17 protein-coding genes and 1 tRNA gene are annotated in these 20,109 nt (G+C 63.9%); 4 read left to right on the top strand and 14 right to left on the bottom strand.

The genetic code is table 11. The features are described from left to right. Position 1: 1 nt before the first annotated feature. The 4 genes from gltB to XM50_RS05105 all read right to left on the bottom strand — a co-directional run bounded on the left by gltB (position 2) and on the right by XM50_RS05105 (position 7,892). Positions 2 to 4,516 carry a glutamate synthase large subunit gene (gene gltB / locus XM50_RS05120; RefSeq protein WP_046407930.1) on the bottom strand — a complete coding sequence of 1,505 codons (4,515 nt, stop codon included), beginning with the start codon at positions 4,514 to 4,516 and terminating at the stop codon, positions 2 to 4. After that, on the bottom strand, positions 4,516 to 5,964 hold the full coding sequence (locus XM50_RS05115; RefSeq protein WP_046407928.1) for an NAD(P)-dependent oxidoreductase: 1,449 nt from the start codon (positions 5,962 to 5,964) through the stop codon (positions 4,516 to 4,518). The genes gltB and XM50_RS05115 overlap by 1 nt, the downstream gene beginning before the upstream one ends. Before the next feature lie 133 nt (positions 5,965 to 6,097). Further along, the gene (locus XM50_RS05110) at positions 6,098 to 6,898 is read right to left on the bottom strand and encodes an undecaprenyl-diphosphate phosphatase (protein WP_046407926.1); all 801 of its coding nucleotides are present in this window, start codon (positions 6,896 to 6,898) and stop codon (positions 6,098 to 6,100) included. A 67-nt stretch (positions 6,899 to 6,965) separates the two neighbouring features. Further along, a complete protein-coding gene (locus tag XM50_RS05105) occupies positions 6,966 to 7,892 on the bottom strand; it encodes a complex I NDUFA9 subunit family protein (RefSeq protein WP_046407925.1) in 927 nt (308 codons plus the stop codon). A gap of 100 nt (positions 7,893 to 7,992) precedes the next feature. Here XM50_RS05105 and XM50_RS05100 point away from each other — a divergent pair. After that, positions 7,993 to 8,079 (top strand) — tRNA-Leu (locus XM50_RS05100). Positions 8,080 to 8,240: 161 nt separating this feature from the next. On the opposite strand, the gene XM50_RS05095 is transcribed toward XM50_RS05100, so the two are convergent. Next, a complete protein-coding gene (locus XM50_RS05095; RefSeq protein ID WP_052742439.1) occupies positions 8,241 to 8,897 on the bottom strand; it encodes a Crp/Fnr family transcriptional regulator in 657 nt (218 codons plus the stop codon). A gap of 78 nt (positions 8,898 to 8,975) precedes the next feature. On the opposite strand from XM50_RS05095, the gene XM50_RS05090 reads away from it, so the two are divergent. Then, on the top strand, positions 8,976 to 9,809 hold the full coding sequence (locus tag XM50_RS05090; RefSeq protein ID WP_046407923.1) for a TauD/TfdA dioxygenase family protein: 834 nt from the start codon (positions 8,976 to 8,978) through the stop codon (positions 9,807 to 9,809). Between the two features lie 29 nt (positions 9,810 to 9,838). On the opposite strand, the gene XM50_RS05085 is transcribed toward XM50_RS05090, so the two are convergent. The 7 genes from XM50_RS05085 to XM50_RS05055 form a co-directional block, all read right to left on the bottom strand. Next, positions 9,839 to 11,053 carry a UbiH/UbiF/VisC/COQ6 family ubiquinone biosynthesis hydroxylase gene (locus XM50_RS05085; RefSeq protein ID WP_046407922.1) on the bottom strand — a complete coding sequence of 405 codons (1,215 nt, stop codon included), beginning with the start codon at positions 11,051 to 11,053 and terminating at the stop codon, positions 9,839 to 9,841. Between the two features lie 137 nt (positions 11,054 to 11,190). Beyond that, positions 11,191 to 11,982, bottom strand: a complete 792-nt coding sequence (pgeF, locus tag XM50_RS05080; protein WP_046407920.1) for a peptidoglycan editing factor PgeF — start codon at positions 11,980 to 11,982, stop codon at positions 11,191 to 11,193. Positions 11,983 to 11,993: 11 nt separating this feature from the next. Then, positions 11,994 to 12,509 (bottom strand): GNAT family N-acetyltransferase, encoded by a 516-nt coding sequence (locus XM50_RS05075; protein ID WP_046407918.1) that lies wholly within the window; start codon positions 12,507 to 12,509, stop codon positions 11,994 to 11,996. Further along, positions 12,506 to 13,558: a class I SAM-dependent methyltransferase gene (locus tag XM50_RS05070; protein WP_046408011.1), complete on the bottom strand. Its 1,053-nt coding sequence runs from the start codon at positions 13,556 to 13,558 to the stop codon at positions 12,506 to 12,508. The genes XM50_RS05075 and XM50_RS05070 overlap by 4 nt, the downstream gene beginning before the upstream one ends. Before the next feature lie 64 nt (positions 13,559 to 13,622). Continuing rightward, on the bottom strand, positions 13,623 to 14,084 hold the full coding sequence (locus XM50_RS05065) for a GNAT family N-acetyltransferase (protein WP_046408009.1): 462 nt from the start codon (positions 14,082 to 14,084) through the stop codon (positions 13,623 to 13,625). A 521-nt stretch (positions 14,085 to 14,605) separates the two neighbouring features. Next, a complete protein-coding gene (locus XM50_RS20955) occupies positions 14,606 to 14,737 on the bottom strand; it encodes a hypothetical protein (RefSeq protein WP_269430560.1) in 132 nt (43 codons plus the stop codon). A 75-nt stretch (positions 14,738 to 14,812) separates the two neighbouring features. Continuing rightward, entirely contained in the window at positions 14,813 to 15,559 is a 747-nt protein-coding gene (locus tag XM50_RS05055) for a hypothetical protein (protein ID WP_046407915.1), read from the bottom strand. Between the two features lie 129 nt (positions 15,560 to 15,688). On the opposite strand from XM50_RS05055, the gene XM50_RS05050 reads away from it, so the two are divergent. Beyond that, positions 15,689 to 16,105 carry a D-Ala-D-Ala carboxypeptidase family metallohydrolase gene (locus tag XM50_RS05050; protein ID WP_046407913.1) on the top strand — a complete coding sequence of 139 codons (417 nt, stop codon included), beginning with the start codon at positions 15,689 to 15,691 and terminating at the stop codon, positions 16,103 to 16,105. Positions 16,106 to 16,207: 102 nt separating this feature from the next. Here XM50_RS05050 and XM50_RS05045 read toward each other — a convergent pair whose 3' ends face one another. Next, positions 16,208 to 16,918 carry a hypothetical protein gene (locus XM50_RS05045; protein ID WP_046407912.1) on the bottom strand — a complete coding sequence of 237 codons (711 nt, stop codon included), beginning with the start codon at positions 16,916 to 16,918 and terminating at the stop codon, positions 16,208 to 16,210. Positions 16,919 to 17,781: 863 nt separating this feature from the next. Between XM50_RS05045 and XM50_RS05040 the strand changes: the two genes are divergently transcribed. After that, on the top strand, positions 17,782 to 19,353 hold the full coding sequence (locus tag XM50_RS05040) for a hypothetical protein (protein ID WP_046407909.1): 1,572 nt from the start codon (positions 17,782 to 17,784) through the stop codon (positions 19,351 to 19,353). Positions 19,354 to 19,890: 537 nt separating this feature from the next. Here XM50_RS05040 and XM50_RS20410 read toward each other — a convergent pair. After that, positions 19,891 to 20,109: hypothetical protein (locus XM50_RS20410; protein WP_046407906.1), on the bottom strand; the 219-nt coding region annotated here is incomplete at its 5' end.

Below are 20,109 nucleotides of genomic sequence, written 5' to 3'. Positions count from 1 at the left end.
CTCATTCGGCCGCTTCCATCACGAGGCTGTCGTCCAGCGGGTGCGACAGCCGGTCCAGCATCTCGCGCGGAACCACCTGCCAGAACCGGCCGACGCTGCGGTCCCAATCCTCCAGGATGCCGCGCGACCATTTGGAATCGGTCGCCTTTGCATGACGCGCGATCAGATCGTGCAGCACCTGCGTCCAATGCGCTGAGGACAGCCGCTGCCAGGTAATGCTTTCCGGATTGGCGCGCCGGGCGAAGCTGTCGTCATGGTCATAGACGAACGCCATGCCACCGGTCATGCCAGCGCCGAAATTCTGGCCGACGGCGCCCAGCACCACAGCCGTGCCGCCGGTCATATATTCGCAGCCGTTCGCGCCGCAGCCCTCGACCACCACCGTCGCGCCCGAGTTGCGGACCGCGAACCGCTCGCCCGCCTGTCCGGCCGCGAACAACGCGCCGGAGGTCGCACCATAGAGGACGGTGTTGCCGACGATCGTATTTTCCTGGCTGCGCAGCGGTGACGACACCGCCGGGCGCACCACGATGATGCCGCCGGACAGGCCCTTGCCGACATAATCATTGGCGTCGCCGAACACCTCCAGCGTGATGCCCTTGCACAGGAAGGCGCCCAGGCTCTGCCCGGCCGAGCCGCGCAGGCGGATCGTCACGTGATGGTCGTTGAGCGCGCTCATCCCGAAGGTGCGCGTGATCTCGCTCGACAGCCGCGTGCCGACCGCGCGGTGCGTGTTGCGCACCGAATAGGTCAGCTGCATCTTCTCGCGGCGCGAGAAGACGGCGGCGGCATCCTTGATGATCTGCGCGTCCAGGCTGTCAGGCACCTCGTTGCGGAAGGTGCTGAGCGAGAAGCGCCGCTCCGCATCCGTGGCATCCACCTTGGCGAGGATCGGGTTGAGATCGAGGTCGTCGAGATGCTCCGCACCGCGGCTCACCTGCCGCAGCAGCTCGGTACGCCCGATCACTTCGTCGAGGCTGCGCACGCCCAGCCGCGCCAGGATGTCGCGCACTTCCTCGGCGATGAAGGTCATCAGGTTGATGACCTTTTCGGGCGTGCCGACGAACTTCTCGCGCAGCCGCGGGTCCTGCGTGCACACGCCGACCGGGCAGGTATTCGAATGGCACTGGCGCACCATGATGCAGCCCATCGCAACGAGGCTCAGCGTCCCAATGCCGAATTCCTCCGCGCCCAGGATTGCGGCGATCACGATGTCGCGCCCAACGCGAAGGCCGCCGTCGGTGCGCAGCTTGATCCGGCCGCGCAGGCCGTTCAGCGTCAGCACCTGGTTGACCTCGGAAAGGCCCATTTCCCACGGCGTGCCCGCATATTTGATGCTGGTCTGCGGGGAGGCGCCGGTGCCGCCGACATGGCCGGATACCAGGATCACGTCGGCATGCGCCTTCGCGACGCCCGCCGCCACCGTGCCGATGCCGGCGGAGGAGACGAGCTTCACGCACACCCGCGCCCGCGGATTAATCTGCTTCAGATCGTAGATCAGCTGCGCCAGATCCTCGATCGAATAGATGTCGTGGTGGGGCGGCGGGGAAATCAGCGTCACGCCCGGCGTCGCATGGCGCAGCTTGGCGATGAACTCGGTCACCTTGAAACCCGGCAGCTGCCCGCCCTCGCCAGGCTTGGCACCCTGCGCGACCTTGATCTCGATCTCATCGCAGGCGTTCAGATATTCCGCCGTCACGCCGAAGCGCCCCGACGCGATCTGCTTGATCACCGAATTGGCGTTGTCGCCATTCTCATACGGCTGATACCGGCTCTTGTCCTCGCCGCCCTCGCCCGACACGGCCTTGGCGCCGATGCGGTTCATCGCAATCGCCAGCGTCTCGTGCGCCTCCGGCGACAGCGCGCCCAGGCTCATGCCCGGCGTGATGAAGCGTTTGCGGATCTCGGTGATCGGCTCGACCTGATCGACCGGCACGCCCTCGGCCGGGAAGTTGAACTGCAACAGGTCGCGCAGATACACCGGCGGCAGATCCGCCACCCCGCGCGAAAATTGCAGATAGGTCGAATAGCTGTCGGTGCTGACGGAGGTTTGCAGCAGGTGCATCAGCTGCGCCGAATAGGCATGCGCCTCCCCGGTATGCCGCTGGCGATAGAAGCCGCCGATCGGCAGGTTCACCACCGCGTCGTCATAAGCGGCATCGTGCCGCCCCTTCGCGTTGACGTGGAGCGAGGCATAGCCCTCGCCCGAGATCTTCGCGGGCATCCCCGGGAAGAAATCGTTCACCAGCGCGCGGGACAGGCCCACCGCCTCGAAATTATAGCCGCCACGATAGCTGGAGATCACCGCGATCCCCATCTTCGACATGATCTTCAGCAGCCCTTCCTCGATCGCCTTGCGATGCCGCTTCAGGCATTCCTCCAGGCTGAGGTTACCGAACAGCCCGCGTGACTGACGATCGGCGATCGCTGCTTCCGCCAGATAGGCGTTCACCGTGGTCGCGCCCACGCCCACCAGCACCGCATAATAATGCGTGTCGAGACATTCGGAGGTGCGCACGTTGATTGAGGCGTAGGAGCGCAGGCCCCGCCGCACGAGATGCGTGTGCACGGCCGCGGCCGCCAGCACGCCGGGGATCGCGATCCGCGCCGGCCCGACATGTTCGTCGGTGATGAAGATCTCGCTCTTGCCCTGGCGCACCGCCTGTTCCGCCTCGTTGCGGATGCGCTGGATCGCGGCGCGCAGCTTTTCCGGCCCACCGTCCGCCTCGAACGTGGCATCGATCTCGGCCGCGGCGTTGTTGAAATAGGTCTTCAGCCGTGCCCAGTCCGTCGACGTCAGCACAGGCGAATCGAGCACCAGCACGCGCTCGCGCCGATCCTCGGTGTCGAGGATGTTGGCGAGATTGCCGAACCGCGTCTTGAGGCTCATCACATGGCGTTCGCGCAGCGAATCGATCGGCGGGTTCGTCACCTGGCTGAAATTCTGCCGGAAGAACTGACTGATCAGCCGCGGCTTGTCGGAAATGACGGCGAGTGGCGTATCATCGCCCATCGATCCGATCGCTTCCTTTGCCGTTTCCACCATCGGCGCCAGGATCAGCTCCATGTCCTCCAGCGTCTGGCCAGCGGCGACCTGGCGCCGCGCGAGTTCGGCACGGTCATAACGCGGCACCCCGGCGGCGGGCGGCGGCGGCAGATCCTCGATCGTCGCGAAATTGCCGATCATCCCGGCATAATCGGCCTCGCCGGCGATCCGGTCCTTGACCTCGCGATCATGATACAGCCGCCCCTCGGCCAGATCGACCGCGATCATCTGCCCCGGCCCCAGCCGGCCCTTGGCGACGATCGTCGATTCGGGAACGACCACCATGCCGCTTTCGGAGCCGACGATCAGCAGGCCGTCGGCGGTCTGGGTGTAGCGCAGCGGGCGAAGTGCGTTGCGGTCCATCCCCGCCACCGCCCAGCGGCCATCGGTCATCGCCAGCGCGGCCGGGCCGTCCCACGGCTCCATCACCGAGGCGAGATATTGATACATCGCGGCATGCGCGGGCGGCATGTCACCGCTGACGTCGCCCTGCCATGCCTCGGGTACCAGCATCAGCTTCGCGGTCGGCGCATCGCGGCCCGAACGACAGATCGCCTCGAAGGTCGCGTCGAGCGCCGCCGTGTCGGATGCGCCCGCCGGGATCACCGGCTTGATGTCCTCCGAATGCTCGCCGAACGCGATCGACGCCATGCGGATCTCGTGGCTGAGCATCCAGTTCTTGTTGCCGCGGATCGTGTTGATCTCGCCGTTATGCGCCAGGCACCGGAACGGCTGGGCGAGCCACCATTGCGGGAAGGTGTTGGTGGAATAACGCTGGTGGAAGATCGCGACCCGGCTTTCGAAGCGCTTGTCGGTCAGGTCGGGGTAGAACACCGACAGGCTCTCGGCCAGGAACAGCCCCTTGTAGATGATCGACCGGCAGCTCAGCGAACAGATGTAAAATCCCTGGATCTGCGCCGCGATCACCCGCTTCTCGATGCGGCGGCGGACCAGATACAGGTTCTTCTCGAACTCGGCCTCGTCGACCGCCTCGGGCAGCGGGCCGGCGATCATGATCTGCTCGATCTCCGGCCGCGTAGCCTGCGCCTTCAGGCCGATGACGCTGACGTCGACCGGAACCTGGCGCCAGCCATAGATGGTGTAGCCCGCCTCGATGATCGCGCTCTCGACGATGGTGCGGCACGTCTCCTGCGCGGCGAGATCGGTGCGCGGCAGGAACACCATGCCGACGGCGAGCCGATTGGGCAGCACCTTGTGCCCGCCCATCGCGATCGCATCGTCGAAGAACCGCACGGGCAGGTCGACATGCAGGCCGGCGCCGTCGCCGGTCTTGCCATCGGCGTCGACCGCACCGCGATGCCATACCGCCTTCAGCGCATCGATCGCGGACTGGACGACGCGGCGCGACGGCTTGCCATCAGTCGCCGCGACCAGGCCAACGCCGCAGGCGTCGCCTTCGAACTCGGGACGATACATGCCATGGGTGGCGAGATATTCGCGCTGATCCATCACGCGGCCTCCTTCGCGGTCGATGCCGCGGCCTTGCTCTTCAGATATTGGTGCATCGATGCGGCCACGTCGCGCCCATCACGGATCGCCCACACCACCAGGCTGGCGCCGCGCACGATGTCGCCCGCCGCGAACACCCCGTCGAGGCTGGTCATCAACGTCCTCGAATCGACCAGCACCGTGCCCCAGCGGGTGACGCCCAGCTCAGGCGCATCCCACAGATGCGGCAGTTCCTCGGCATCGAAGCCCAGTGCCTTGATCACCATGTCCGCCGGCATGTCGATCGGCCCGCCCGGGTCCACCTCCGGCGCGCGGCGGCCACTTGCATCGGGCGCGCCCAGCCGCATGCGATTGGCGCGCACCGCCGTGACCTTCTCGTCTCCCACAAAGGAATGCGGCGCGGACAGCCAGACGAATTCGGCGCCTTCCTCTTCCGCATTGGCCACTTCGCGCTGCGATCCCGGCATGTTGGCGCGGTCGCGGCGATAGAGGCATTTCACGCTCTTCGCGCCCTGGCGAATAGCGGTGCGCACGCAATCCATCGCGGTATCGCCGCCACCGATCACGACCACATTCTTGCCCGCGGCATCCAGCCCGCCATTGTCGAAGGCGGGCACCGAATCGCCGAAGCTCTTGCGGTTGGAAGCGGTGAGATAGTCGAGCGCGGCGATCACGCCGGCGGCATCGTTGCCCGGCACGTCAATCGCCCGCGCCTTATAGACACCGGTCGCGATCAGCAGCGCATCATGCCGCGCGCGCAGGTCCGCAAGCGAGGCATCATCGCCGACTGTAAAGCCCTCGTGAAAGACGATCCCCCCCGCCTTCAGCCGGTCGACCCGGCGCATCACCACCGGCTTCTCCAGCTTGAAGCCCGGGATCCCATAGGTCAGCAGCCCGCCGGCGCGATCGTGCCGGTCATAGACATGCACCTCATAACCATTGGCGCGCAGATATTCCGCTGCGGTCAGCCCGGCCGGACCGGCCCCGATCACGCCGACCGACTGGCCGCGCGCGGGGCCCGGCACCAGCGGCTCGACCCAACCTTCTTTCCAGGCGGTGTCGGTGATGAACTTCTCGACCGAGCCGATCGTCACCGCGCCATGGCCGGAGAATTCGATGACGCAATTGCCTTCGCACAGGCGGTCCTGCGGACAGATCCGTCCACAAATTTCCGGCATGGTGGAGGTCGCGTTGGACAGCTCATAGGCTTCGCGCAGCCGCCCTTCCGCGGTCAGCCGCAACCAGTCGGGGATGTGATTGTGAAGCGGGCAATGCACCGTGCAGTAAGGCACGCCACATTGCGAACACCGCCCCGCCTGCTCCTCGGCGCGCGGCACCGCATAGCGATCCGCAATCTCGCGAAAGTCCTCCGCGCGCGCGTCCGGCGCCCGCTTGTCCGGGTAGGATTGCGGGGTGACGACGAAACGAAGCATGGAATCAGCAGCCATAAGCCCTCCGCCGACGTGGTTCTCACATCGGCCGGATGCCATCAAGTCAGCATTGCTGTCCTATTTTCCAGCCTGCCCCGTTAGATCGTCAGCCCGCACGTATTTTTCCGGAGATAATAGTGCTGTTCCGGACCTACTTTGCTGCGAGCACCAGCAGAGCAACGCTCCCGGCGACGATTCGGTACCAGGCGAACGGAGCGAAACCGTGCTTCGTCACCACAGCCATGAACGCTTTCACCACCACCAGCGCGACGACGAACGACACCAGCGCGCCGACGCCGATCAGCTGCAGGTCATTGGCGGTGATCGCATCACGATGCTTGTACATCTGAAGCACCGTGGCGCCGGTCAGCGTCGGCAGCGCCAGGAAGAAGGAGAATTCCGCAGCCGTGCGGCGATCAATGCCGAACGCCATCGCACCCATGATCGTCGCGCCCGACCGGCTCACGCCCGGGATCATCGCCATGCACTGGACCAGGCCGATCTTCACCGATTGCGACACCGAAACGCCCGAGATGCCCCCGACGTCGCGGGTTTTCGCCAGTCGCTCGACGATCAGGATCGCGACCCCGCCTATGATCAGCGCCCAGGCGACGACGACGGCATTTTCCAGCAGCGCCTCGATCTGGTCGTTGAAGGCGAGGCCCAGCGCAACCGCAGGGATGAACGCGATCAACAGGTTACGGACGAAGGCGATCGAGTGTTTCTCGCCCTTCATCAGGCCGGACAGCACCGCCATGAACGTGCGCCAGTACAGCACCACGATCGCCAGGATCGCGCCTGGCTGGATGGCGATGTTGAACACCGCCCAGCGCTGCGGATCATAGCCCAGCAACTCGGTGGCGAGGACGAGATGGCCGGTGGAGGATACCGGCAGGAATTCGGTCACGCCCTCGACAATACCGAGGAGGATGGCGGTCAGCAGATCGGACATGGGTGCCTTTCAGGTCACGCGCCGCCCAGGTCCGGGCGCGCGCGAAAAAACGCGCGCGAAACGATGCTCAGGCGGCGGTGGGACGGGCAAAGCGGCCGTTGCGCTGGTAGCGCACCAGCCAGCCCGGCGCGACGCTCGCCAGCGGCGTTGCGGTGATGCCCAGCGCGGTCAGCCCCTCGGCACCCGGCATCACCACCGTGTCCTTCTGCAGCAGCTTCCACTGATCGGGCGAGACCGGGATGAACGGCACCGCCGCCAGCACTCCGCCCAGCGCGTCGGGCACCCGGACGAACGACGGACGGCGGCCGATGGCGCGCGCAATCCACTGATTCAGCTCCATCATGGTGAACACGTCCGGTCCGCCGAGCTCGAAGGTGCGCCCACCGTAAGTCGCCGGATCGGAGAGCGCGGCGACCACCGCGTCACCCACGTCGCCAGCGAACACCGGCTGGAAACGGGTGTCGGGCTTCAGCACCGGCACCACGGGCAGCCGCGCGATCATGCCGGCAAACATGTTGATGAACTTGTCCTCCCGCCCGAACACGGTGGACGGGCGCAGGATCGTCGCGGCCGGGAACGCCTCGCGCACGGCCGCCTCGCCTTCGCCCTTGGTGCGGGCGTAATAGGAATCGCCATCGGCATTCGCCCCGATCGCCGAAACGTGCACCAGCGCCTGGACGCCCGCCTCGCGCGCCGCGCTGGCCAGCGCTTGCGGGCCATCGACATGGATGCGCAACAGGTCGCCGGTGAAGCTGCCGACCAGATTCACCACCGCGTCCGATCCCGCGACGGCGCGCGCCAACGTATCGGGGCGGGTGATATCCGCCGCCACGAACTGGGTCTGCCCCAGGCCGCCAAGCGGCTTCAGAAACCAGGCCTCGCGCGGATCACGCTGCGCGATGCGCACGCGGGCGCCAGCGGCAAGCAGGGTCTGCGCGACGTACCGACCGAGAAAACCGCCACCGCCGATCAGCGTGACCAGTTTGTCCTTCATGTAACGCTCCGCCGAGGAAAAATTCGCTTTGCCCCTAGCCGTGCGATGTACCTGTTGACAAGGCTGCCACCTGGGCCCTAGAGGCGCCGGCCTACCCCGTGCCCAGATGGCGGAATTGGTAGACGCACCAGCTTCAGGTGCTGGCGATCGCAAGGTCGTGGAGGTTCGAGTCCTCTTCTGGGCACCACTTTTCCGGTCAGGGATGGGCGATGCGCCCTCGCTGACGGAAAATCACGGCGAGCTTCGCCTTTCTTCCTCCGATCGTCTATCCGGAATAACCACCGCTCCAGCGCCAGCGGCGGTGAACCGACGGTTTTTTTGCACCTGGCATGGCGCGGCGTCGGCGCCTCACATTTCGCCGCCAGCCCCCGCCCGCTCCAGCAGTGCCGCGTCGATCACCCGGACATGGCCGTAGCCCCTGCCGATCGCCCCTGCCCGCTCCAGCGCCGCGAGATGCGCATTCACCGCTTTTCGAGAGAGGCCGCACAGCTCGGCTAGATCCGATTGCGACAGCGCCGCCTCCCCCGCCGCGGCAAACGGCAGCAGCCGCCGCGCGATCCGCGCGCGGGGCGGCAGCGCCAGCATCTGCGCCAGCGAATGAACGCTCGCGTCCAGCTGCGCATAGACGAGCGTGCTGACCGACTGCCACAACAGCGGCTCCTCGGCACCGACGCGCGCCAGCGCGGCATCGCTGACCGTGAACACGCGGCTCGGCGGCCCGGCGCGCGCGGTCACGATCCGTGGGCCGCCGCCATGCCGCTGTGACTGGCCAAAGGCGCCGCCGGCCTGCGCCACGCCGACCAGGATGGTGCGATCATCGACCATCGCCTCCAGCCGCAGCATGCCGCTGAGCACCATCACCAGCCCCGTCGCATCATCCCCCTCGCCATAGACCCATTGCCCCGCCCCAAGCGCCCGCAAGCGGCCAGCCGCGGCAAGGCGGTCCCGCAGCGTACCCGGCTGGCGAGCAAACCAGCGACTGACCCGAAGCTCCTCCAGCAGCATGCATCGAATGTAACCGGCGGGACATTTTCAGGCCAGCCGCGGCGGTACGGTCAGCAGCAACCAACAAGGAGAGGATCAATGGCGATACCCGAAATGCACCCTCTGGCGGAGCACGTCGGCGTAGAGGCGCACGGCGTCGACCTGAACACGATCGACGACGCGGGGTTCGACGCGCTGCGGCGGGCGGTGGCGGACCACGGCGTCCTGTTCGTCCGCGACCAGACCCTGACGCCCGAACAGCATATCGCCTTCGCCCGGCGCTGGGGGCCGATCGACGTCAACAAATACTTCCCGGCGAACGGCGGCCATCCCGAAATCGCCGAGGTGCGAAAGGCGGAGAATCAGCAGACCAATATCGGCGGCGGCTGGCATACCGATCACAGTTATGACCAGGTGCCCGCCATGGGTTCGATCCTGCTGGCGCGCGAAACCCCGCCGGCCGGCGGGGACACGCTGTTCGCCAGCCTCGGCGCGGCCCTCGACAGCCTGTCCGACGGCCTGAAAACGACGCTGCGCGGCCTGCGCGCGGTCCATTCGGCCGATCACATCTACAGCGCCGACGGCATCTACGCGAAGACCGATCAGGCCGCCGATCTGAAGGGCCATGACGAGCGTACCCGCGCCGTCCACCCCGTGATCATCCGGCACCCGCAGACCGGGCGCGAGATCCTGTACGTCAATCCCGCCTTCACGCTCCATTTCGAAGGCTGGACGCGGGAGGAGAGCATGCCGCTGCTGACCTACCTCTATCAGGTGGCGATGCAGGACCGGTTCCACTGCCGCGTCAGCTGGGCACCGGGGTCGCTGGCCATCTGGGACAATCGCTCAACCTGGCATCTCGCCATGAACGATTATCACGGGCACCGGCGGCTGATGCACCGCATCACGATCTCGGGCGAGCCGCTGCACTGATCGCCCCGCGGCGCCCGCCCGCGGCTGGATCAGATGGTCATGCCCTGCAGCAGCCGCGGCAGCGCGCCGCTCTCGCCGCGCGCCTCCGCCATGAAGCGGTCCTTCAGCGGCGGAATGGCGTTGACCGCAGAGATGCCGAAGCGACGCACCGTGCTCGCCGTTCGCCCCGGAATGCCAAACAGGCGGGTCAGCACGTCGGTCGCGCCCGCGACCATCATCGTGTCGAGGCTGCGCCAGCGGCGATAGCGGTCGAGCAATTGCGCGTTGCCCGCCTCCAGCCCGAGGCGTCGTCCCTCGACCAGCACTTCGGCCAGCGCCGCGACATCGCGGAAGCCAAGGTTCAGCCCCTGGCCCGCGATCGGGTGAATACCATGGGCGGCGTCGCCGACCAGCGCCAGCCGCTCGGCGGTGATCGTGGCGGCATGGTGAAAGCCCAGCGGATAGCTCGCGCGCGGGCTCGCCTTGTAGAGGGTGCCAAGGAACCCGCCCATCCGCTTCTCCGCCTCCGCGAGGAAGGCGCGGTCGGACAGTTTCAGCACCGCCGGGCCCTGCGCCTGCTTCACCGACCAGACGATGGCGCAGCGATGCCCGTCATCGTCGTCGACCAGCGGCAGCAGCGCGAAGGGGCCGGTGGGATAGAAGATCTCGAACGCGATGCTTTCATGCGGCCGCTCATGGTGGAACGCACCGATGATCGCGGCATGATCGTAGCGCCAATTGGCGGTGGTGATGCCCGCCGCGGCGCGGGTGGGCGAGTTGCGCCCCTCGGCAGCGACCAGCAGCGACGCGGTGACCATGCTGCCGTCGCTCAGCGTCGCGCGCACGCCACTGGCAGAGCGATCGACCTCGACCGCACGGGTCAGCGGGCGGAAGTCGACATTGCTCTCGCTCATGCTGTCGGCCAGCGCGCGGCGCAGCGCGCGATTCTCGTACATCGTGCCCAGCGCGCCATCATCGGCATCGGGAATGAAATCGAGCGCACCCGGCTCCAGCCCGTCGCTGACGCGGATCTGCCGGATCGCGCACCCCTGCCCGCGTAGCCGGTCGGCGACGCCGATCGCCTCCAGCATCCGGTGGCTCGCGCTGGCGATCGCGGAGGCGCGCCCGTCGAACCCGGCCGACAGCGTGACCGCCGGGTCCGCCGGATCGACGACGATGGTGGAGATGCCATGGCGATCGAGCGCCAGCGCCAGCGTCGCGCCGACCAGCCCGCCACCCAGGATCAGGACGTCCGCGTGTTGCATGTGAGTCATTCGATACGCTCTTTTCCGCCGCCAGCCTGTCGCCGCCGCTTATGACAAGTCACCCAGGGCTCTAGCGGTTGCATCGCCCCGGCGAAAGCACAGGCCCAGCGAAAGCAGAGCCGGGGCCGGCGCGGCGCTCAGCGCAGGCCGATGATCGCGATCTGCCGGCCGTAATCGGGCTCGCCCCTGTGCGTGGCGCGGCGATAGCTGAAGAAGCGGTCCTCATCGGCATAGGTATCCAGCCCCAGCGCCTCGATCCGCTGCACCCCCGCGCTCGCCAGCCGATGCGTGACATAGGCCTCAAGGTCGAACTTGGCGTGGCCCGCGCGGGCATCGACGAAGAACAGCTCATTGGCGGGATCCTCCTCCTCGAAGCGGCGGCGGAACGCCTCGTCCACCTCATAGCTGGCGCGCGCGATGCACGGGCCGATCGCGGCGGCGATCCGATCGCGCCGCGCGCCGAGCGCCTCCATCGCGGCAATCGTCGTGTCGGTGACCCCGCCGATCGCGCCTTTCCACCCCGCATGGGCGGCGCCGACGACGCCCGCCTCCCGGTCGGCCAGCAGCACGGGCGCGCAATCGGCGGTCAGGATGCCGAGCGCGAGGCCCGGCCGGTCAGTGGCCATCGCATCGGCACGCGGGCGTTCGGCCACGTCCTGCGTGATCGTCACGCAATCGGCCGAATGCACCTGGAAACAGGTGACGAGCGGCGCGCCCCCCAACACCGCCGCCACCGCGCGTCGGCGGTTTTCATCGACCGCGGCACGATCATCGTCGGAGCCAAGCCCGACGTTGAGCCCGCCATGCAGCCCCTGCGACACCCCGCCGCGCCGACCGAGGAATCCATGCGCCACGTCGCCCAGACTGCGCGCCCGGATCAGTTCCACACCGTTCCCGTCGCCGCCGCTCAAACCTACGCCGCTATCCATATCAACTCCGCTCACAATTCGCGCCGCATGATGAGGTCGCGGTCGATCTGCGACCCGGTCTGGAACGCATAATCGCCGACATGGACGAAGCCGTGCTTGGCGTAAAAGGCGCGCGCTCGGCCATTTTCTTCCCAGACGGTCAGCAGGACCGCGCTCTTTTCGCGGCTGCGCGCGACGTCATAAGCCCAGTCGAGCAGCCGGGCGGCCACGCCGCTGCCATGCCGCGCGGGATCGACGTACAATTGATGGAGATGAAGCGCGTCGTCGGTCGGCACCTCGCCCGCAAAGAAGGTCGGCTCCAGCTTGCAATAACCGACCACCGCCGCCCCATCGACCGCCAGCTGGAAGTCGAACGCGGGGTCGAGCAACTGGCGGCGCAGCGTTCCCGCCGCGCCATAATGCTGCGCCACATAGGCCGCGATGTCGTCTGCGGGCGCCGAATGGCCAAAGGTCGCCAGCCACACCGCGCGTGCCATCGTGTCGAGCGGCTCGGCGTCGGCGGGCGTCGCCGGGCGATAGTCGATCATGCGAAACCGGCCGGCTCGGGCCAGTCGGGATGGCGCATCGCCAACACCTTGAACAAGGTGCCCATGGCGACGACCAGCCGCTCGCGATCCGGCGCCACCCTGGGCCCCAGCGCCGCGGCGCGCGCATCGATGCCCAGCCGCGTCAGGAAATCGCCCTGTCCCACGGGCCCGGAGACGATCGCGCCGCTCGCCGTGCCGACCATGCCCAGCGTCGCGAAATCGACATGCGCGGTCAGATCGCGCTCGCCCGGCTCCTCGAACGGATTGGCAAAATCGTGGCCGCGCACCGCTTGCAGCGTCTCGCCTACCGCCGGGCCCTCATAGCCATAATCGATTGCGAGCAGCGCGCCGCCCTGCGCCACGATCCGCGCGGCGAGCACACGCATGATGCCGACGCTGGCGGGCGAGGTCTCGATGATCGCACCAACCGGCGAATCGCGCAGATGCTCGGGGATGATGCTGTCCGGAACGGTCGCGCCGCCGATCGGCAGGAACAACGTGTCCTGGCAGGCGACCAGCCGCTCGCGCCATCCCGCCGGCCCGCGCACCAGCTGGCGGATCGGCAACGCGTCGAAGAATTCATTGGCGATGATGATCAGCGGGCGATCGGTCGGCAGGTCCTCGACATCGTCATGCCACACCGCCTGCGGCACCGCCGCCGCCTGCCGCGTGCGCAGCGTCGGGCTGGTCTCGACGAAATGGACCGGCGGGGTGAAGCCGGCCTTTGCAGCGGCGCGCAACGCATCGGCGGTCAACGTGCCGCGCCCCGGGCCCAATTCCACCCAGCGCACCTCGGGCCGTCCTGCGCGATCCCACAGGTCGGCGGCCCACAGGCCGATCAGCTCGCCGAACATCTGGCTGATCTCGGGCGCGGTGGTGAAGTCGCCCTCCGCGCCCAGCGGGTCACGCGTCGCATAATAATGCGCGTTGGCGGCGGCCATGAACTGGCTGACCGGGATCGGCCCGCCCAGCGCGATCGCGCGGGCGAGGCGTTCGGGAAGGTTGCCCTCCATCGGGTCGGGCGAAGCGGGAACGGCGGGGTCACTCATCAGCCCGGCGACATGCCCGCCGCCGCCGCGCGCCGCAACCCGGGCGCATACGGGCAGGCATTGCTCAGGCGGCCGCACCAGCCAGGCGCAGGCGTGCATTCTCGAACGGCATGCCCTCGTCGTCCAACACCCGCCGCGACACCTCCTGAAAGCCGATCCGCCGATAGAAACGCATCGCTGCCGCGTTCAGGACATAGACGTCCAGTTCCAACTCGCCCCGCAGCCCCATCGCATGGGCGATCAACCGGCGGCCGATCCCCCGCCCCTGCATCTGCGGCGCCACGAAGAGCCCACCGACAAAGGAATCGAGCAGGCTGATGAACCCGACGGGGGCGCCCTCGATCGTCGCCACCCATGTCTCGGAATGCGGAAGGTACTGGTCCTCGATCAGCGAACGCTGCTCGATCAGGCGCTGCTCCCCGATGAAGGAATGGGCGATCAGGCAGGCGTCGAGCCAGACCTGCGACAATGTCGTCGTGTCGGCTGCTCCGGCGAAAGGGCGGATGATGATGGGCTGACTGGGCATGATATCCGCGCGAATGGGTTTAGCCGGAAGATTGATGGCAATGGGATCCCCCTTGCCGTTCAGGTCGCCAGCCGATCGATCATCGCCATTGCCCCATGCGGCGCGCGCACCTTGGCGCCGTTGATCCTGCGTAGCACACCAGCACATAACGTCTCGCGTGCCGTTTTGCATTAGCGATCAATAACTTAGCCCCGCAGCTTGGCCACCGCGCGCTTCCACGCGCTCTCATCTTTGGGGAACCTGTCGGAAGCCGTTGGTGCGTTACTGGCTGGTCGAATATCGTTGGGGCGGCCACCGCAGCGAGTGCATCGCAGATGGTCCCGGATCATGTGTTTCCGGGTGTCCCACATATGAATGAAGAACCACCGGGCTAGCTTCTCGCCGTCAACGACGCTCCGATGCCCGCACGAGCATCGCACCTCCAGATTGCGCGCCACTCTGAGGTAATCGCTGAGATTCTCGATCTTCGTGTTCGCGCTCATGCCCACGCAGGTACTTGGAACAGAAAGAGAACATCAACCCTATATGTCGAGGTTTCGGCGTTCTATCTCCGCCAGCAGAGCATCGGCTTCGGGATCGCCGGGTTCGCCTGTCGTGCGCTGATATGCTGCGAGCAGGTCTTTGTCGCTGAGCGTGCTGGGATCGTCAGTCATGCGAGCAAGCTATGCTGGCTCAGGCGAGTCGTCCACTCATGGCAACAGCGCCGGTTGCCCGACGCTGCGCTCGTTTCAGTTGGGTGCGAAGCCAAAGCGCGTCATCACCTCAAGGGCTTCACGCTGGGTCTTCTCTTCCTTGGTCTCGAACCAGCAGAACAGCCCATCTTCGATCGCCATCGGAGCATCATCGGCCTGCGCGATCTTCGTCACCGGGCGAGTGCCCTCGTACTTTCGAGCGTTCAGGCGCTGGTAGAGCTTCGCGGTGCGCTTGATTTCGGCTTCGGGGTTCATCGTTTTGCCTGCAACCACAACGGTCAATGTAGAGCGATGCACCTGAATGATATGGGTAGCGGCGAGACAGCCATGCTCCATGCCGTACTCGTCCATTTCTTCAGCGAGGATGGAAGCTAGGCGAGCATACTGCGCCTGATTGATCGTGCTCGTCATGGGCCAAACAACCGTGATGGTGTTGCCGCCCTTGGTCTCGGTCTCAATGAGGAAGAACGACCAGCCGAGTGCCTTGGCCTTGTCGTGCAATCGGGTGACGATCTCCGCATCATCGCGCGTGCGGGCATATTCAAGCATGATCGCGTTTGCGCCGATCAGGTTGGATGCGATGTTCGTTCCCTTGCGCCAATCAGCAAATGACCAGCCCGTTGGTTCGTCTGCATGGTTGCGTAGCTGCCTAATCAGGCCGTCCATGTAAGTGCCGATCGGGTGGCAGTTATCGTTCTCGTTGCAGAGACATGCCTTGTAGCTGTCGATAGCAGTGAATGCGCGGGTGCTCTTTTCGAAGCGCGTAAGCGTGATGGTTTCCATGTTGTTCTCCGAGTCAATAAAACAACAGCGTTGTTGCTGTCCTGATATTTAATCGAAGGGCCGGAAAACCTGCTTCGTATAGCATCAAAACGCGTCAAAACGGATTTTCGCTCTCGTGCTAACTAAGTGATGACCAATCTATCTCCCCATTTCACACTGAGTGAGATGACCGTCACCTCGACGGGTCTCAACAATCAGCCAACCCCTGCTCACCTCGCTAACCTGAAGGTCGCAGCCGCCGGCATGGAGAAAGTCCGCGCTGCGCTGGGCAAACCCATTCTCGTCAACAGTGCCTATCGGAGCGCCGCAGTGAACCGCAAAGTCGGTGGTGTGCCGACCAGCGCGCATTGTCAGGGCTATGCCGTGGACTTCCGTGTGAAGGGCATGACGCCACTGGAAATCTGCCGTGCGCTCGTCGCAGCTGGGATCAAGTTCGACCAGCTAATCGAAGAGGGTACTTGGACCCATATCAGCTTCGCACCGGCTATGCGTGGTCAGGTTCTCACCATGCGAAACGGCAAGTATTCCGCTGGCTTGAGGCCGTAAATACTCTGTCCCATTAGGACATTCACGGGGCTGCTCGCTCAAGCAGTCAAGACACAGAAAAGCCCCAGCGGGATTACTCCTACTGGGGCTTTTTGCTCTAATTCAGGCTGCGCTCAGTTCCTTGCCAAGCTGATAGTAAAGAGTCGGAGCGTCGTCATTGCTGACTTGGCTCTTCATCACTTCCAGCTTGCCGTCCTTCACGACACCCCACAGAAATACAACGTCGTCATCGTCGCACCCAAGGTCCGTATCGAGAATCGCAACGGGACGAGCCTTGCGACCCTTCTCGCGCGCATCCTCAACACGCTTTACCGAAGATGCATTCGGTCGCTCAAAACGATCGCGAGCTTCCAGAGCGCCCAGCTTGGAGCGCCCGTTCCACTTGTAGCTTTCGATGTGAGCAACGACGCTCCCGCTAATCCGCCCCGCGCGCTTGTCCTCGACCAACTGGCGAACGATGTTCGCGTACTTGGCAAAAGACGCCTGCTTGGGGTTGAACTTCCACTTGCCGTCTTCTTTGACCGCGCAAACGGCCTTGACGAACGGCGCGTACGGATTGTCACCTTCCTTCGCGACCCGCTGCCCACGCTTGCGGTAGAATTCCACAAGCGGGGTAGTGACCACTTCGGGATCAAGCGACAAAGCGAGATCAAGCAGACCGGCTGCGAACTTGTACGCTTGCGCGTCTCGCTCGCTTGCAGCCCGCTTTACGTTCTCCTGTTCGGCAACCAACAAAGCCTTGAAGTCGTCGTTGAACTTCTCCGCGGCGTCGATGATTGCCTGAACTTCCTGTTTGAATTCTTGATTTGCCATTTACGCTTGCCTTTCCTTACAGAATGGCGGGCAGCTTAGAGTGCCATTACTGACACAACTCCCGACCTTCAGCGTATGGTGAGGACAAGCCTCGTCGGCCTCGGGCACGGCCCGTAGGTCTCAGACCAACCGCTGCGCTGGACTGCAAAGGATCGATGATCCCAGACATTGCCGGTCACTTGGAGTGAACGACTGATGATCCCGCGAAGGCAGATACAAGCATGACGTCTTCAAAGAGCGGCTGAGCCTAAACCCAACGGGCTGGCGATATCCGGCCGACCGTCAATGAGCGGTTAACGCGAGCGGATCAGGGGCAGGCATTGCGACACAAGAGGAACCCAGCCCAACCCCGGCGTCGTGCTCGTCCAGGTGTCGCTCCATCTTTCCCTCTCTCCTCTATTATAGCACTGTAACTTCTGATGTTACCGCACTGCAAGAGCCGGAAAGCCGCAGAAATGCGCGGTTTCTAGCGCACTGTAAGTTCGGTTCTAGCGCACTGTGACTTTTCGTTAAGCCGTGCTCGCGTAGGCTTCGCACGTCACAAGCAGGCATAACCGATCCCGACCCCGCCCGCCCATCGCTTTCCGGTCCTCTTCTCTCTCCTCTATTATAGCACTGTAACTCTGGCTTTTTATCGAGTTTAGCGCACTGTGATTTTGAATAATGACGCAAAACGCTCGTTTTGCTACTGTTTGAGCAAGATAAACGCTTTTTGCGATAAATACGATACGAAGTGAAGCAGGGCTTGCAACGCTGTCCACTTCGACAGCGGAGTCCTATTCACTTCAGAATAGAAAAGCCAAGACCCGCTGAGAGCAATGCAAGCCCGCTCTCAGCGGGTTTTTCTATTCCGAGGTTTAACGATGTACGATCCGATCACAATCAAGAGACAGCAAAAACTCAATAGGGAGCTTGGCACGATTGAGGTGCCCCAAGCCTTTCTCGACAAGTTCCCCGATATGAAGCGTGAAAGAGCTGAGAAGTATTTCGCAACCTACGTGAGCGCGGTTTTCCGAGTTTTCGTAATCCGCCTTGCATTCACGTCAGACGGCGAAACCAACGTCAGCTTTGAGAAGCTATTCAATGCGTGCGGTACGTTCAACTATAACAAGGTCCGCTACAGCATTTGGAACGCGTTCAAAGAGATATACCCCTTTATGGTGGTGGTGAAGCTGGGCAGCAATCTAAACTCGAAAACAAACTATAATGAAAAGAACACAAGGGTGAAGGTCGTGAACGAGAGAATGCTTGAAATGCTTTTCGCTGAGAAGTCCCCGCAAGAGGTTTATGACCAGCTGTTCACGGCTGCTGACGAGAATGCTGCGACCGCTGCTGTCCACATCGACATGGACAATTTGGCTCGGTTCATCGGCTGTACGCAATACGAGCTGGAAAAGGCGCCGGCAGAGGCAACGAAGCTCCGCTCAAAGCTGAACAGCAACTTGTGGCAGGCCCAGCTGATACAGAAGGTCGGGATCGTCACCGAGAAGAAGTTCGGCGCGGCTATTCTGCCGATGATTGAAAGCCCGAGCGCGTTTGGTCGCACATATTACAAGGGGCTGAATATCCAGAATGTGTCCAAGCAGGTGCGCTCTGCGGTAATCGGCCACCATTATCAGTACGATATGAACGCGGCGGTCTTCGCTACGAAGCTGTACCTCTACGGTGTTGCAAAGGGTGGTGATAACGCGCTCGTCGGTTCGCTCGATGGCACTTACACACGCCAGTATCTCGCGGAAAAGAACCAGATCAGGAACCGGCTTGCGAAGCACTGCTTCGAAGGCGTGAACCTGCCGTGGGACAGCAAGGTCAAGGCGATCAAGGATGCCCTGACTGCAATCGGCTTTGGCGCACGAATGCAGGGTCGCACTTGGATGGGCAAGAACGGTCTTGAGGGCACCGCGCTTGCCGATATCCTGAAGTCACCAGCGGTGCGCGTCACGTTCGAGCAGGACGCTTGGGTGAAGGCGTTCGCGGCAGAGCAGATTGAGATTGAAGACACGATCCTTACTCACGCCGAAACCCTCGACGGCTTCGATGAAATGGTGGAGGCGATCCGCGCTTCGAACGAGGTGAACGGGCGTGTCACTCGCGCTGGCAAGCTGGCATATATGTATCAGCACTACGAGACGTTCATCATGGACATCGCTGTGGGTGTGATGAAGCGTTACGGCATTGAGCCGGTTGCTCGTATCCACGACGCGTTCATTGTTCGCGAGAAGCTGCCCGATCGCGTGCTTGACGATGTTTATGCTGAGTGGGGCTTGCGCGATTACATGCGTCTGGACTGCGACGAGGTTCGGGAGTGGGCAGAGGCTTCGTACAAGCGCGCCATTGATGATGCCGCCCGCGAGCAGGCCGAGCATCACGAACGCATGAAGAAGGCTGAGACATTTGCTCGTATGTACGCAATCAAGAAGACAGGTGTCGCGTGAGGGGCGGGATCAAGGTGACAGCGACCGTCGATCACCGCGACTACAGCGGCTTCGTCAGTCATCTCCTTGAGGCAGTCACTTCGATGGGATGGCTTGTAACTAGCGATTTCTGCCAGATGAACTATTTCAAGCACTTGTACCATGGCTGGCTTGAACAGCACTCGACTGTAGATGCCGACCTTACCTGTACGCGCGCCAAGATGGAGCGAGAGGGAACGAGTTTTCGTTTCGTGGTCCGATTCGAAACCACTGACAGGGATTGTGCAACCCTGTTCCAGCAGACGTATGGTGTGAAGTGACGGCTAGTTGGTCACTCTAAGTGACGATTGGATCAAGCGTCGGATCGCTTCGGGACGAGACACATATGGAGGGCCAGACGATGCTATGAAGGCGTCGATCTGGCTCAGCTCGTCTTTGTCGAGCTTGACGCTGACGTTCATGGTGCCCTGGCGCGGCAAGCCGCGTAGCGGACGATCGAGGTCTTGCCCCTTGTTCACTGGACGTCGTTTAGCCATGCAGGTGGCCCTAGCGATTAGGTCACTTCGTTGGAAGGGTGGTCGTTTGCTCCACCGTTGTGCTGACCTTGGCCTGTGCTTTGGGTTCCACGCTGATCTGCCAACCCATCACAGCCAGCAACATCGCACCCGCTCCCAGCGCCGCTGTCCACAACTTGTGGACGATGCCACCTCCCTTAGTTGCGCCCTCAAGTTGCTGAAAGCGGTTCTCGTGCCCGTGGACCGTCTTTTCAACGGCCTC

Origin of the sequence: Sphingomonas sp. Ag1 (assembly GCF_000980895.1) — a bacterium.
Lineage (GTDB): Bacteria > Pseudomonadota > Alphaproteobacteria > Sphingomonadales > Sphingomonadaceae > Sphingomonas > Sphingomonas panaciterrae.
Note: the sequence above shows the minus strand (reverse complement) of the source record. Positions and strands in the feature narration are given on the sequence as shown.

Excerpts from the sequence above, each read along its gene's own strand:
- gltB (WP_046407930.1), bottom strand. The coding sequence starts at position 4,516 with ATGGATCAGCGCGAATATCTCGCCACCCATGGCATGTATCGTCCCGAG.
- XM50_RS05115 (WP_046407928.1), bottom strand. The coding sequence starts at position 5,964 with ATGGCTGCTGATTCCATGCTTCGTTTCGTCGTCACCCCGCAATCCTAC.
- XM50_RS05110 (WP_046407926.1), bottom strand. The coding sequence starts at position 6,898 with ATGTCCGATCTGCTGACCGCCATCCTCCTCGGTATTGTCGAGGGCGTG.
- XM50_RS05105 (WP_046407925.1), bottom strand. The coding sequence starts at position 7,892 with ATGAAGGACAAACTGGTCACGCTGATCGGCGGTGGCGGTTTTCTCGGT.
- XM50_RS05095 (WP_052742439.1), bottom strand. The coding sequence starts at position 8,897 with ATGCTGCTGGAGGAGCTTCGGGTCAGTCGCTGGTTTGCTCGCCAGCCG.
- XM50_RS05090 (WP_046407923.1), top strand. The coding sequence starts at position 8,976 with ATGGCGATACCCGAAATGCACCCTCTGGCGGAGCACGTCGGCGTAGAG.
- XM50_RS05085 (WP_046407922.1), bottom strand. The coding sequence starts at position 11,053 with ATGCAACACGCGGACGTCCTGATCCTGGGTGGCGGGCTGGTCGGCGCG.
- pgeF (WP_046407920.1), bottom strand. The coding sequence starts at position 11,982 with ATGGATAGCGGCGTAGGTTTGAGCGGCGGCGACGGGAACGGTGTGGAA.
- XM50_RS05075 (WP_046407918.1), bottom strand. The coding sequence starts at position 12,509 with ATGATCGACTATCGCCCGGCGACGCCCGCCGACGCCGAGCCGCTCGAC.
- XM50_RS05070 (WP_046408011.1), bottom strand. The coding sequence starts at position 13,558 with ATGAGTGACCCCGCCGTTCCCGCTTCGCCCGACCCGATGGAGGGCAAC.
- XM50_RS05065 (WP_046408009.1), bottom strand. The coding sequence starts at position 14,084 with ATGCCCAGTCAGCCCATCATCATCCGCCCTTTCGCCGGAGCAGCCGAC.
- XM50_RS20955 (WP_269430560.1), bottom strand. The coding sequence starts at position 14,737 with ATGACTGACGATCCCAGCACGCTCAGCGACAAAGACCTGCTCGCAGCA.
- XM50_RS05055 (WP_046407915.1), bottom strand. The coding sequence starts at position 15,559 with ATGGAAACCATCACGCTTACGCGCTTCGAAAAGAGCACCCGCGCATTC.
- XM50_RS05050 (WP_046407913.1), top strand. The coding sequence starts at position 15,689 with ATGACCAATCTATCTCCCCATTTCACACTGAGTGAGATGACCGTCACC.
- XM50_RS05045 (WP_046407912.1), bottom strand. The coding sequence starts at position 16,918 with ATGGCAAATCAAGAATTCAAACAGGAAGTTCAGGCAATCATCGACGCC.
- XM50_RS05040 (WP_046407909.1), top strand. The coding sequence starts at position 17,782 with ATGTACGATCCGATCACAATCAAGAGACAGCAAAAACTCAATAGGGAG.